At 45.7% G+C, this 13,821-nt stretch carries 12 protein-coding genes; 6 read left to right on the forward strand and 6 right to left on the reverse strand.

What is annotated here, in order from left to right:
• Positions 1–2: 2 nt before the first annotated feature.
• The 3 genes from R8N49_RS17900 to moeA form a co-directional block, all read right to left on the reverse strand.
• Positions 3–2,108, reverse strand: coding sequence for an LruC domain-containing protein (locus tag R8N49_RS17900; RefSeq protein ID WP_186585441.1), 2,106 nt, complete (start codon positions 2,106–2,108; stop codon positions 3–5).
• A 175-nt stretch (positions 2,109–2,283) separates the two neighbouring features.
• Positions 2,284–3,033, reverse strand: a complete 750-nt coding sequence (gene moeB, locus R8N49_RS17905) for a molybdopterin-synthase adenylyltransferase MoeB (RefSeq protein ID WP_186585440.1) — start codon at positions 3,031–3,033, stop codon at positions 2,284–2,286.
• A 9-nt stretch (positions 3,034–3,042) separates the two neighbouring features.
• Positions 3,043–4,278, reverse strand: coding sequence for a molybdopterin molybdotransferase MoeA (moeA, locus tag R8N49_RS17910; protein WP_045412151.1), 1,236 nt, complete (start codon positions 4,276–4,278; stop codon positions 3,043–3,045).
• Positions 4,279–4,565: 287 nt separating this feature from the next.
• On the opposite strand from moeA, the gene folE reads away from it, so the two are divergent.
• Positions 4,566–5,219: a GTP cyclohydrolase I FolE gene (gene folE / locus R8N49_RS17915; RefSeq protein ID WP_005373478.1), complete on the forward strand. Its 654-nt coding sequence runs from the start codon at positions 4,566–4,568 to the stop codon at positions 5,217–5,219.
• 45 nt (positions 5,220–5,264) lie between these two features.
• Here the strand turns inward: folE and R8N49_RS17920 are convergent, their stop codons facing one another.
• The gene (locus R8N49_RS17920) at positions 5,265–6,212 is read right to left on the reverse strand and encodes a TDT family transporter (protein ID WP_005373475.1); all 948 of its coding nucleotides are present in this window, start codon (positions 6,210–6,212) and stop codon (positions 5,265–5,267) included.
• Between the two features lie 261 nt (positions 6,213–6,473).
• The gene (clcA, locus tag R8N49_RS17925) at positions 6,474–7,877 is read right to left on the reverse strand and encodes a H(+)/Cl(-) exchange transporter ClcA (RefSeq protein ID WP_186585438.1); all 1,404 of its coding nucleotides are present in this window, start codon (positions 7,875–7,877) and stop codon (positions 6,474–6,476) included.
• 472 nt (positions 7,878–8,349) lie between these two features.
• Between clcA and R8N49_RS17930 the strand changes: the two genes are divergently transcribed.
• Entirely contained in the window at positions 8,350–8,964 is a 615-nt protein-coding gene (locus R8N49_RS17930; protein WP_250157666.1) for a hypothetical protein, read from the forward strand.
• Here R8N49_RS17930 and R8N49_RS17935 read toward each other — a convergent pair.
• On the reverse strand, positions 8,945–9,358 hold the full coding sequence (locus tag R8N49_RS17935; protein ID WP_005387686.1) for a helix-turn-helix domain-containing protein: 414 nt from the start codon (positions 9,356–9,358) through the stop codon (positions 8,945–8,947). The genes R8N49_RS17930 and R8N49_RS17935 overlap by 20 nt on opposite strands.
• A 95-nt stretch (positions 9,359–9,453) precedes the next feature.
• Between R8N49_RS17935 and R8N49_RS17940 the strand changes: the two genes are divergently transcribed.
• From R8N49_RS17940 to R8N49_RS17955, 4 genes are all read left to right on the forward strand, one after another.
• On the forward strand, positions 9,454–10,362 hold the full coding sequence (locus R8N49_RS17940; protein WP_005387688.1) for an aldo/keto reductase: 909 nt from the start codon (positions 9,454–9,456) through the stop codon (positions 10,360–10,362).
• Positions 10,363–10,729: 367 nt separating this feature from the next.
• Positions 10,730–11,734 (forward strand): response regulator, encoded by a 1,005-nt coding sequence (locus R8N49_RS17945; RefSeq protein ID WP_005373466.1) that lies wholly within the window; start codon positions 10,730–10,732, stop codon positions 11,732–11,734.
• Positions 11,734–12,171 (forward strand): PAS domain-containing protein, encoded by a 438-nt coding sequence (locus R8N49_RS17950; protein WP_005373463.1) that lies wholly within the window; start codon positions 11,734–11,736, stop codon positions 12,169–12,171. The genes R8N49_RS17945 and R8N49_RS17950 overlap by 1 nt, the downstream gene beginning before the upstream one ends.
• Positions 12,172–12,257: 86 nt before the next feature.
• Entirely contained in the window at positions 12,258–13,799 is a 1,542-nt protein-coding gene (locus tag R8N49_RS17955) for an NAD(P)H-hydrate dehydratase (RefSeq protein ID WP_186585436.1), read from the forward strand.
• Positions 13,800–13,821 lie beyond the last annotated feature (22 nt).

Genomic DNA, 13,821 nt, shown 5'->3' on the forward strand with positions numbered 1-13,821 from the left:
CCCTATGGAATGTAGCATTTGTTAGGTGTTGGAGCGGTGTGCCAATCTGTGCTTCGTTCGCCACCAGACTCAGCCCAAGTTTGGAATTGAGGGTATGCATCGACCATGTCTACACGCTCTAGCGGCCAATCCCAATCTTCTACTATCAACAGTGCCCAAGGTAAGTTGTTTGCTGTTTTGAAGTACACACCTTGCGCAGGGTCACTTGCATCGACGCCGACACCGAAGAGGTTTTGGTCATCAAACTGTTCTGTTGGTGCTTGGTCTGCTAAGTGAACTTCCCATTTACGACCTGGTTGGAAGGTAATCCCGTCGCCATGGTAAGTCCCCGGCGTTGCGAAGATGAACGGGTCGTATGGCATGGCTTGAATGGCTGAACGGTCAGATCCTTCAGTGAAGTACACATTCAAGGTAAAGGTGAGTGAAACGTTATCATCACAGCCAGACTCGGTACGGAAGTAGCTACAGCTGCTAGCCGCGTGTGTGCTTAAGTCTTCACTGATGATGAAAATGGCTTCATCAGAAATACTTTCCAAACCATTAGATGCTTGTTCTACACCATTGAAGGATAGCGTTGTTAATCCGTTTTCAATCGAGCTTCTCAATACACCCGGTAGTCGGATTGCGAAGCCATTTTTGTAACTTGCGCCGTAGGCCGCTAGGTCACCTGTAATCTGGATATTCTCAACATGACCAGCAAGACTGGTTTCAGTGATGCGGAATTTCACGACCACATCGTTCATGTCGTAGTCTGCGGTGTATGGCCAATTATCTTCATAAGCCACGGTGGCGTAATCTTCTGCACTCGGGAAATATTCCACTGAGTAGCCATTACCAGTGATGGTAATTGGGTAATCTTCCACCTCACCAGATGTCGAACCACCATCGTAGTTTAATCCGGTTTGTTGGCTAAAGCGGAATCGACTCCAGCTTGAACCTTCCGTTGCAGCGGTTGAAACGACAAACGGTAGGGGATTATTACCCGCAGACAGTAATTGGTCAGTAAAGACTTGTTCGCCTTCATCATCAAAGTCACCATCGCGGTTCCAGTCAAACCATGCTGATAGGTAGCCAGAAGTAGAAGCCGTCACATTCACAATTGAACTTAAGCTTGGGTCAAGTGCGGATACAAAACCAACACCATCTTCATCAGCGGTGCCAACAGAGTTGTCGTTTGCCTGACCGTCTGCATCACCATCTGGAGCAACAGAACCAAGCCAAGTTACACCGTCCACTTCGTGGCGAGGACCGTTTGACGCAAGCGTGGTGTGATAGCTGTCTGGAGCATCACCAAAATCAATTGGCTCGTCTTCGTCAATCACGGGAGCATTTGCACAACGTGCACCGTCATTTTGGCTTGAGCTTGGACCGTTGGATACAAACTCAACCGCAGGAACGATACCTGCTGCGATATTGGCTGCGTTACCTTCCGAAAGGTCAACGCGATAGATTTTGCCATCTTGGTTACGTGACACGTAGTAGTTGCCGTTTACATCGAAGTAGCCAGCACCAAATGTGCCTTTCTCACCTGTGTCACCTATCGCAGTTGCGCTACCATTTGATGGGTTGAACTGATATAGCACACCAGAGTTGTTGTCGATGCCGTAAAGGGAGCCATCACCTGGATGGAATGCAAAGTCGGTTAGGTTCACTGTCGCTGTTGAGCTGATTTTCACGATGCTCAATGTCGCATTTGGATCAGAATCGAGCGGAGAAAGGTCAATGGAGAAAAGTCCTTTGCCTTTGCGGTACAAGTAGTAGACGTGGTTGTAAACGTCACCTACGTAAAACGTGTGGTCGGTAGGAAGGCCCGAAACATCAAGCGTCTCTGCTTGGAAGTCTTTACCAAGACGAACAATCTTTTTGTTTGTGGTGTCGTAGCCGTAGATATAACGGTCAGTGAAGTTAAAGCCTACACCGTTGATGCCCGAAGCCAAACCTGTGTCGTCCTCTAAAAGAGTCGTAGAGCCTGTAACCAAATTGACGCCATAGATTTGAACCGGGGTTGATTGGAACAGGTATGCTTGGCTTGGGCACGTATCAAATGGCGCCGCTTGTGCGTAAGCGCTCGCTATTAGAGACCCAAGTAGTAGTGATGTCCTTTTCATAATTCGCCCTCTCATTGGTTCGTGATATATGCAATGAAAGGAATGTGCCAAGTTTTAAGTTGTTGAATTTTATTGATTTAATATTTGTAAGAAGAAGGGTTGTAAATCTGATTGTCAAAATGAGAAAAAGCCCAACATTGAGTTGGGCTTTTTGGGAATGATTAGAGGTTTAGAACTAACTACAAACCGGACAGGTGGGCATTTTCATCAGATTCATTTCTCGCCAAGACATGCTGAGCGCGTCCAAAATCAGAATTTTGCCTTTCTTTGGTTGGCCGTAATCAGCAATCACTTTAATCGCTTCCATCGCTTGTACTGCGCCAACAATACCCACAACAGGAGCCATGACTCCGGCTTCGACACAACTTAACGCACCGCTGCCGAAGAGGGCACTTAAGCACTGGTAACATGGTTGCGCTGGGTCATCATAAGTAAACACACTCACTTGGCCTTCCATGCGAATGGCCGCGCCTGAAACTAGCGGTGTTTTGGCCGCAAAACATAGGCGGTTAAGTTGATTGCGCGTATCAACGTTATCTGATGCATCGACAACAATAGTGTGCTCCGTAATCAGGCTCTCTAACGCGGTATCATCAAGACGTTTTGCGATGGTATCTACGATAATGTGCGGGTTAAGCTCGCGTAGCGCATCGGCCGCCGACTCTACCTTCTTACGACCAATATCCGCATCGTGGTGCAGCACTTGGCGCTGAAGGTTAGACAGCTCGACGATATCATCATCAATCAGCGTGATTTTACCGACACCAGCCGTCGCCAAATATTGGCTCGATGCACAGCCTAAACCGCCAGCACCAAGCATCAATACCGATGCTTGTTTGAGTGCTTCTTGTCCTTCAAAGTCAAACTGACGAAGAATGATTTGGCGGTTGTAACGCAACATTTCCTGATCGGAAAGAATATCCACAACGTCTTCCTAGTAAAGGGTTGAGTTGAATAGTTGAATCTGAACCGTTTCGCCCACTTCAACTCGGCCGCGTTCACGTTCCAATACAACAAAACAGTTCGCTAGGCTCATTGAGCGGAATGCACCAGAGCTTTGGTTACCGGTTGTTTCAACCACAAACTTGCCATCTTCCAATGTATAGATGCCACGTTGGTAATCGGTACGACCTGGCGCTTTCTTAAAGGCGGTTTTGGTTGTTGCTGGAATAGACTCGGGTGCTTTCCATTCGGTATGGCCTGCAAGTTTTGCCAGCATTGGTTGAACAAGCACGTACATAGTAAGGACTGCAGAAACCGGGTTACCTGGCAGACCACAGAACCAAGCTGTACTTAGCTTACCAAATGCGAAAGGTTTACCCGGCTTGATTGCTAGCTTCCAGAAACCGATTTCCCCAAGTTCTTCAAGGATGTCTTTGGTGTAATCCGCTTCGCCTACACTGACACCGCCTGAGGTCACAACCACATCTGCCAATGTTTGCGCTTGTTCAAAGGTTGCTTTTAGAGTCTCTGGGCAATCTGGAATGATGCCAAGATCTACGGCTTCACAACCGAAGTTCTCAATAAGCGGTTTAATGCCGTAACGGTTACTGTCGTAGATTTGACCTTCGTCTAGGGGCTCGCCTAGTGGTTTAAGTTCATCACCAGTAGAGAAGAAAGCAACTTTTGGCTTACGTACTACTGTCACATGGCTCACACCAAGAGACGCAATCATCGGAATATCGCGAGGTGTTAAACGTGCGCCTTTTGCCAGTACGATGTCGCCTTGTTTGATGTCGTCACCTGTTGGGCGGATGTTGTTTTGCGGCTTCACGTCAGTTTGGTTGAACTGAATACCAGTATCCGTTACTTCTGTGTTTTCTTGCATGATAACGGCATCACAACCCTGTGGGATTTTTGCGCCAGTCATGATGCGAACACAGGTACCTTGAGGCCATTCACCTTCAAAAGGTTGTCCTGCAAATGATTTACCTGCCAGAGGCAATACAGAAGATGACTCAAGATCTTGAATGCGAATAGCGTAGCCATCCATTGCTGAGTTATCGAATGGCGGTACGTGAATAGGAGACAGGATGTCTTCTGCCAGTACAAAACCGAGTGCTTCAGCAAGTGGAAGAGAAAGCGTTGTTTGGATAGGTTTGATTCGCGATAGCATTTTGTCCATCGCTTCTTCAATTGGCATCAAGCCAGGTGCGTCGCAGCAGCCCATTGAGAAAATCCTGTGTTCTTTTGTTTTGTGGCAACTTTACCATAAAAAGGGGACCGAGTAAGAATGTCCACCTATAAAATATGGGTGTAATTATTCAAAAATCCGAGTATCCTTGTCAGCCATCCGAAAGGGGTAAAAAGCCCGCGGAGCTCAATAAAATCAGCTCAGTACCTATATTTGATGTGACTTGGTGTAAAGACACGAAACTGAGCAGCTCAAAGCGAAAAATATGAATGCAATTTTGATTGGGTTTGTATTGAAGCGGAAGTAACAAAAGAGGAAGTGGAATGTCAGGTCTTAGCGAGTCAGCGAAGTTAGTAAAAGAAGCGCTAGAGCAACGCGGTTTGGAAACGCCAATGCGTCCAAACAACGTAAGTCGTGAAGAGAAGAAAGAGAAGATCGAACACCACATGCGTGAGATCTTAGGTCTACTTCAACTTGACCTTACCGACGATAGCCTAGAAGAGACCCCTCACCGCATTGCTAAGATGTACGTTGACGAAATCTTCTCTGGTCTGGATTACTCCAACTTTCCTAAAATCACAGTGATTGAGAACAAGATGAACGTGAGCGAGATGGTTCGCGTGAAGGACATCACCGTGACCAGCACTTGTGAACACCACCTTGTGACCATCGATGGCAAAGCTGCTGTGGCTTACATTCCACGTGGCAAGATCATTGGCCTATCAAAGATCAACCGTATTGTTCGCTTCTTTGCCCAGCGTCCACAAGTTCAAGAGCGTATGACTCAGCAGATTCTTGTTGCACTTCAAACGTTGCTTGAGTCTGATGATGTAGCAGTGACAATTGACGCAACACACTACTGTGTGAAATCTCGCGGTGTGATGGATGCAACCAGCGAAACGACGACGACAGCGTTGGGTGGTATCTTCAAAAGCAATCCAGCAACACGTGCCGAATTTCTGCACGGTTTACGCTAGGTAACTAAGCAAGTTTCTAAGAGGATGGCAAACGCCATCCTTTTTTTATGCTTGTTTAGAAAATGACTTCATGATTTCTGGCCAATACATTTTGACGTAACCTGCCGATACCCAAACAACCAATACAGTCGCGATACTGAGCTCTAGAAAACCAAAGTCGTGTAGCCAGTGCCAGTGAGGGTGCGATTCGGCAAAAAAAGAGGTTAAGCGATGCATTGCGATAGCGCTGATCACGGAAGGAAAGGTTACTGCCGCGATAGAAGGTTGAAACTTCAAGCGAAGTAAGCGGAAGTAACATAAGTAGATCAATAAAGTCATAGTGATGGCGATCCCGGCCAATGCGCCTGTTAGTATCGGATCAGGTAAGGGAAAGTTCACCAAGTATGCTGCTAATGATAAGTTTACCGGCGCGGCCATAATCGCGAGGGTCGGTCTTGCTCGCCTTGGTAGAGAGCCGAAAAACACCAAACGATACAACACGAGTGGCAGCATGAAGAAATAAATGCCGATGCACATCATCGCTAGCGTTTCGGAGAATAAGTTGTGACCTAGTTGAGAACCGGCTAGTGAACTACTGATCAGCCCCACCGGATAAAGAAACCAACTCGGTACGATATTGGACATTTTGAAGTTCATTAGCTGAAAGCTAAAAAACAGCACCATCATAGTAAAATGCAGCAAAAGCGCCATAAACCAAAGTGGATAAGCGATGATAGGCGCTACAGCGGCAAGATAATCTGCAAGGATCAGTAACGCCATACTCATTGGTGCCATTAAACTACCACTCAGCGGGTGACGAATGTCGACCATGAATAATCGTGGATTAGCGGCATATTTTATGAGTACAGGGGCGAGTAAAAGTGCGCCGAGTGACGCCAAAAATGGGCGTATCGGTTCACCAATCTCAGGAACATAGAGTGCCCAAGCTTGCCCTAAACCTATCATACCTAGTGCCAACGCGGCTTGAGACGGCGGGACACTATAAAACTGCACAAGTCTTCTCCAGTTCAAATCTACTCCATTTGATTTTTGCCTGAATGAAACGAAACATGACGATTTGGATGAAATGCTCTATTTAAGTAGCGAATACTAACAAGTATGGAGAGGGGTTTCTCATGAAAGGTGGTGAGCAAATATCAGAGAATGATAATTTTGTGAGTTTGGTATCGAATATTTGGGAAAAGATGTAAAAATGCAGAGTTTATCGCTCCAAACCCTTCGATAGTCTGGAGCGAAGTGATAACAAAGAGAATGTTATGTTGATTGATTCTCCGGTAGATCCTGCTGGCGTAACTTTTCGTTTTTGATTGTACGATGCAGCAGCTGGCTGTAAATAGGTTGTCCACCCAACAATTGAGCAATAATCACAGCGCCCAAACAAGTAATGATCAATGGCAGGATTAAGTAGTAGTTATTCGTCATTTCAATCACTAACAGAATACCAGTAATCGGTGCACGTACCGTTGCAGCAAACAGGGCACCCATGCCCGCAATCGCAAATACACCAGGCTCGATATCAAGCGCAGGGAGCAAGACATCAGCACTTGCTCCGAACGCATAGCCAAATAAGGTTCCCAGAGCAAGCATAGGTGCAAAGATGCCTCCCGGCGCACCAGAACCAAAACAGAGCAGGGTTGTAATTACGCGACCAAAGAAAAGCAAAACTAAAATAGATACCGAGTAGTTACCGTTAGTAATGTCAGGAATAAGGCCGATACCACCACCAGTTAGTTGGGGTACGTACAAAAGAAGCAAACCAAACACGCCTCCCAGTAGCGAACCCACAATCAAGTAGCGCTTACGATCGTTTTTGTGAATGGCGACAAAACTGTCTTGTGCCACGGTAATCAGTTTATTGAAGATCACGCCAAACACGCCAAACAATGCGCCAAGCAATAAAAACAGCCATAGGGTTTGAAGCTCTGGCGACTGGTATTGCGGCATAGTGATAACGGCGTCTTGCCCGTTGATGGCGCGAAACACTATGTTCGCCATAATGGCAGAAATGATCACTGCGCGAATTGAGATCAAAGAGTAGCGAAACTGAGGTCGCATTTCCTCCACAACGAACATAATGCCTGCGAGTGGGGCATTAAAAGCCGCAGCCAAACCGCCAGCAGCACCAGAAGCGAGCAGGGAGTGGCGGGTATCGTCATCCTTTACGCGGAATATATCGGTCACCATTCGACCAACAGCGCCCCCCATTTGAACGGTTGGGCCTTCACGACCCAGCACCATACCTGAGCCAAGTGCGCCCATGCCGCCGAAGAATTTTACTGGTAGAACTCGCCACCAGCGCACTGGACGAATACTATCCATTGCCCCTTCGATTTCAGGAATACCAGAACCTGCCGCTTCTGGCGCAAAGCGGTGCACAAGAAAATAGCCAATAAAAGCTAAAAGTGCGCTAATGAGAACCGCTGCCAGCCACAACGGTAGAACATTACCAATTTCGCTTCTTAACCATTCTGTTCGTGTTTCAGAAACGAAATGAACGGCAAGCTCGAAATACGTACCGACAAAACCAGCCAACGTACCCACAATGGCGGCCATAATGAGAACAGAAAATGGTGTTGACCCTCGAGAGACAAACTGGTTAATCGCATCTTTCGGTACGTGCGCCAACACAGATTTCACAATTCTCTCGCGTTTGGTCATTAACAAGCTCTCCTGTTGCCGGGGGGGAAGGGACGAAAGAAAGTATACGCTTCGCAGAGTCTAGACCTAATCAATAAAGATGCAATTTAGCTTTTCACTATTGAGTGTTTGAAGTGTCGCGATATTATTCATTCACTCAGATTGTGCTATTGCTCTCATAATTTAGGATAAAAAACTTGTTTTTTGAGAAAAATGAACCATTCTTTAAATGTAAAGCAACATGACTGCTTCAGAAGGAGGGATGTGAGGTTTTACACACAATTTGGATGGATTCAAACCCTACGGTAAGTCCTCGTTTTATGTTCGGGATGCATCAATAGACATCGCCGATTCGCACACTCACGATTGAGTAACGAGGTAGAGGCGCACGCACATGTGCGCCTTCTTAATTTCTGCGTTATAACTTTCATCACCATAACTTTCATCGCCACCTGCCACTATTTTTCTCTTGAACATTTTCTTGCAGTTAGTAATGTCTTGGTTCGATGTCAACCAACTAGAGCAGTGCATGCGCTTTTATCTTCGACTCTTACTTTCTTTATGTTTTTGTTCGGTAACGTTTCCGGCACTTTCAACGCCGAGCTGGTGGCAAGACACGTTGTCAGCTATGCCATATTCCAATCTAAAAGAACGTATAGAAAAAAGTGGGAGCTGGTATAGTTGCGAAGTGCAGCTGCTAGACAATTCAACGTTTATCAGCGCATTTTGTTTGGATGATTTTTCGTACTACCAGCAGCACTTGTATGGTGAAGTGGTTTTGAGAAGAGAAAGTGCTCAGTTCTCGTTTCTCACTGAATACGAGTGGCAGCGTCTGAATGACTTACTTCTCAACTTAAGAAAGGATGGGTTAGTTTTACGCAGAGTTACTATCGGACAAGAACACTATGATGTCGTTGAAGCTCTGGAAAAGAAATCTTCCGAGCTTGTCGATAAAGAAGTTATTTTGTTGATGAACCGCTATCCACAAGAAACGATTCGAAGTTTGCTTTGGGTAAAACCGGACGAGTTTCTGACGCCATCACCGTCCTTAAATGTGCAATTGCGCAGTGATGGCGAAATTATCGAGGTCAAAGTGACTCGTTTTTAGATTCTTTATGGAGAGATAGGAAGGTCGCCATTGCAGACTCATCCAAAAAACCATCCGATTTTTTGTGAGCGCGCAGGTATTGATAGCCTGCGATTAGCTTGCGGTGTAGCTCTTCTGCATCGTCTGACAACGGCTGATTCATAACGTGTTGAAAGGCAAGTTTGTACGCATCCATATCCACGACTTCAGCACGGCGATATAAATAACCACATCCCGTTGCTAACCATTCGAGAGAGCAATTGGCGCGCATTGCAATTTGATTTGCTTTGGTTAGGCTAGGTTCACTGCCTTTAAGGTATTTGCGTATTAAAGCTTCAGACACATCGACGCGTCGAGCGAACCCGCTGATGCTTTCTTCTCCGATCAGGGTGGCTAGGCGTTGGGCAAAAGACATATTTCGTACTCCAGTTCGAATTGCGAAAGTTTACCCGTTGAGCTGGTACGAAAACAAGACTACGATGAATGCAGATCAATTGAAGGAGAAAACCCATGGTTGCAAAAGTAGTAACTGCACCAAAAGGCCCAGAGTTCTCAGAGCTGGTTCAAGGATATTGGCGTGCAGTTGAGTGGGGAATGACGGCTCAAGAGCGTTTGTCATTTCTTAAGCAACACATTGAGTTAGGCATTACGACAGTCGATCACGCCGACATCTACGGTAATTACGAGTGTGAGGCGTTGTTTGGTGAAGCGTTAGCTTTAGACAAGAGTGTTCGTGAGCAAATTCAGATCGTGACGAAATGCGACATCAATTTGTGTGGCGATAAAACGCCAGAGCGTAAGATCAATCACTACGACACGAGCTCAGCACATATCTACCAATCGGTGAATAATTCGCTAGAACGTTTGAATGTGGATGAAATCGACGTACTTTTAATTCATCGTCCTGACGTGTTAATGGATGCGGACGAGGTTGCAGAAGCATTTTCTGAGCTTCACAAAGTCGGCAAAGTGAAGCACTTTGGCGTGTCTAACTTCACTCCACGCCAGTTTGAACTGCTGCAATCTCGCTTAGGTAAGCCGTTGGTTACTAACCAAGTGGAAATCAACCCACTTAACTTTGAGGTTGCTCACGATGGAACGCTTGACCAAATGCAAATGTTGCGTACGCGACCAATGGCTTGGTCTTGCCTCGGTGGAGGTTCAATTTTTAGTGGTGACAGTGAGCAAGCTGTTCGTGTCCGTAACGAATTAGAAGCAATTCGTGAAGAAGTGGGCGCAGCGAGTATTGACCAAGTAATTTATGCCTGGGTACGTCGTTTGCCATCTAACCCTATTCCAATCATTGGCTCTGGTAAAATCGAGCGTGTGCAAACTGCAGTTAATGCATTGAACATCGAACTTACTCGAGAGCAATGGTATCGCGTATGGGTGGCTTCTAAAGGTCATGGTGTGCCATAGAATTGATATCTTATCGATGAAATTGTTATTAAAGGCATCCTCTAGCAGGGTGCCTTTTTAGTTTTAGCGCGTTACTGTTTACCCATTATGGAAATGGAAAGAATGAAATTCGAGCAAAAATGGGCTTTGGATGTTAGCTGCAACTTTTTGCTTACTTTGGGTGGAGGAGTTTTACCCATGTTTGTTTTATGTCACTAAACAGCGAATGTGATGCTTGCTTTTTAGTCATTTTGTTCACTCATTCATTCATATTGCGTATGCTTATTGAATAATAAAGAAATAAAAAACTCGTCAGTTTTCTCGTATTACATGCTGTAACAATCTGTTAGACTCCGGCGCAGATTGTGGAATATAAAAAGGTGATTGAATGTCTTTTCCCGTACTCATCTGTGATGATTCAGCGTTAGCACGCAAACAGATGGCGAGATCACTACCAGCCACATTGAATGCCGATATTACGTTTGCTATCCACGGAAAAAACGCGCTAGAAGAACTCGAAAAAAACGAGTTTAAATTGATGTTTCTTGATTTGACCATGCCAGAAATGGATGGCTTTGAAACACTAGAGCACATGCAACGGTTGGGGGATAAAACTCCGGTGGTTGTTGTGTCGGGGGATATCCAACCTAAAGCGAAAGAGCGCGTGTTCGCACTGGGTGCAAAAGCGTTTATTCAAAAACCGATCGCCAAAGATGAACTCAAGAAGGCGCTTAAAGAGTTGGTCGAGCCAGAACCTCGTCCTCAAATTATCACGCCTGTCTCTATTGAGTTACCGATTTTACGTCGTCGCGATATTTACATGGAAGTGGCTAACGTTTCAATTGGTCGAGCAGCCGATGCATTGGCGCGTCACTTTGATGTGTTTGTGCAACTACCTCTGCCGAACGTCAATATCTTTGAAGTGAGCGAACTTCACATGGCCCTACGCGACTTGGCGTCGCATGACAACGTATCGGGTGTTTGTCAGGGATTTTGTGGCGAAGGTATTGCTGGCGAAGCGCTAGTGATTTTGAGTGATTCAAGCGTATCTGATCTCAAAAAGTTGATGAAAGTACCAGCAGACAGCGAAGAGCTAGAAGAGCTTGAGCTGCTAATGGATATTTCTAATATTTTGGTGGGGTCGTTCTTAAATGGTTTAGGCGAGCAGTCTGAAGTCCGATTCTTCCAAAGTCCACCAGTACTCCTTGGTCAGCATATCTCAATTGACTCGATCATTGAATCTACAACTGGAGCATTCAGCCGCACGATGACATTCGAAGTGAGCTACAACATTGAAGGAACGTCGATTCGTTGTGACTTGTTGTTTATGTTTGTGGACGAATCCTTGCCGCTGCTTGATAACAAACTGTCTTATCTAATGGAGGAGTTCTAATGTTGAATATGCCAGCAGAGTTTGAACAATTCCATTGGATGGTGGATATGGTACAAAACGTTGACATGGGCTTAGTGGTCATTGATCGAGATTACAATGTACAGGTCTGGAATGGGTTTATGACTCATCACAGTGGTTTGCAGTCTCATGATGCGATAGGTCGTTCTATATTTGATATCTTCCCTGAAATCCCACAGGAGTGGTTTAAATTAAAAACAAAACCAGTGTATGACCTAGGCTGTCGCAGCTTCATCACATGGCGACAACGACCTTACTTATTCTGCTGTCGCAATGTTCGACCAGTTACGCAGCAAGCGGAGTTTATGTACCAGAATGTTACGTTGAACCCAATGCGCACACCGACTGGAAAAATCAACTCGTTGTTTTTGTCTATACAAGACGCGACGGCTGAAGCTCTGATGTCTCAGAATCAATAGCGATAAAAAACTTTCTCAAAAGCCAAGGTCCGCCTTGGCTTTTTTGTATACTTATAATTGTGTTTCCCAATGCGTAGAACGTGAATATGGACTTTAATCTCGCCCTAAAACTCTACACCGCAGAGCAAGTAAAAAACGGTGAAACGCTGGCTGCGCAAATGGCTGGTGTTTCTATGTATAGCTTAATGCAACGCGCTGGTATGGCCGTGTATGAGCGCTTTTTACATCTGTATCCTAAATCAAAAAATATCTTAGTGATTTGCGGTAAAGGGAATAACGGTGGCGATGGTTACGTATTTGCATCTCTTGCGAAACAAGCTCAACTCAATGTACATGTTTTCCAAATTGGTGATGTATCTGTGCTAAAAGGTGATGCTTTGCGCGCATACGAAGACTGGCAGTCAATCGACGGTGTTAACAATGATTGGGATGAATGGAATACCGCATTGCTAGAAGCAGATGTGATCATCGATGCCATGTTAGGCACTGGTTTAAGCGGTGAGGTTCGTTCGGAGTATCGTCGCTATATTGACCAAATTAATCAAATTCATACCCCTGTGATTGCAGTCGACGTTCCTTCTGGTCTGTGTGCTAATACAGGTGCAGTTTTAGGTGATGCTATTCGTGCCGAGCATACTGTAACCTTCATTGGGGTTAAACAAGGCTTATGCACTGGACAAGCGAGAGATCGAGTTGGCGAGCTCTACTTTTGTGGTTTAGGCGTCAATACTAAGTTTGATACTATCGAAGTAGAAAGTGCATTAGGTATTGATCATCAGGTTGTTTCAAGATTAATGCCCAAGCCAAATCCAACGGTCCATAAAGGTGACAACGGGAAGTTGCTTTGTGTTGGTGGCAATCAAGGGATGTCTGGAGCGATTCGTTTATGTTCCTCCGCTGCGATTAGAGCCGGAGCGGGTTTAACTGCCGCAATTACTCACACGAGTAGCCTTATTCCACTGCAGGTTGGTTGCCCAGAAGTAATGAGCCAGAGCATCACCGCTGACTTACTCAGGGATACTGAGAACGACTTAACTAAACGCATTCGCTGGGCTGACGTATTAGTGTTTGGTCCTGGCTTTGGAGATGATGAGTGGGCTTATCAAGCCTATCAATATCTGGCTCAAGAGCAGAAACCTAAAGTTGTTGATGCTGATGGCCTCAATATTCTAGCGATGCTGAGCCAGCGATGCGATGGCACTCTGGTGTACGACAACCATCGAGTGATCACGCCGCATCCTAGAGAGGCTGCTCGACTACTAAATGTAACCATTCAACAAATAGAAAGTGACCGATACTCTGCTGCAAGACAACTGCAAGAGCGTTATGGCGGTGTAGTGGTTTTAAAAGGCGCGGGGACGCTTATTTACGATGGAACGAGAATGTACGTCTGTCTAGCGGGTAACGCCGGAATGGCGACGGGGGGAATGGGAGATGTGTTATCTGGAGTCATTGGTGCATTACTAGCCAAAGGTTTACCAATTTCTGTTGCCGCACGTTTAGGTGTGGTACTTCACAGTCATGCTGCTGATATAAACGTTAGTCAGCATGGTCAAATTGGTCTTTTGGCAAGTGATGTCGTTAGCACTCTTCGTACCGCTATCACCCAAGAGCTCTATCGAAATTAATTAGATTTCATGCATTGCAGAG

Source organism: Vibrio sp. 1978, from assembly GCF_033344345.1.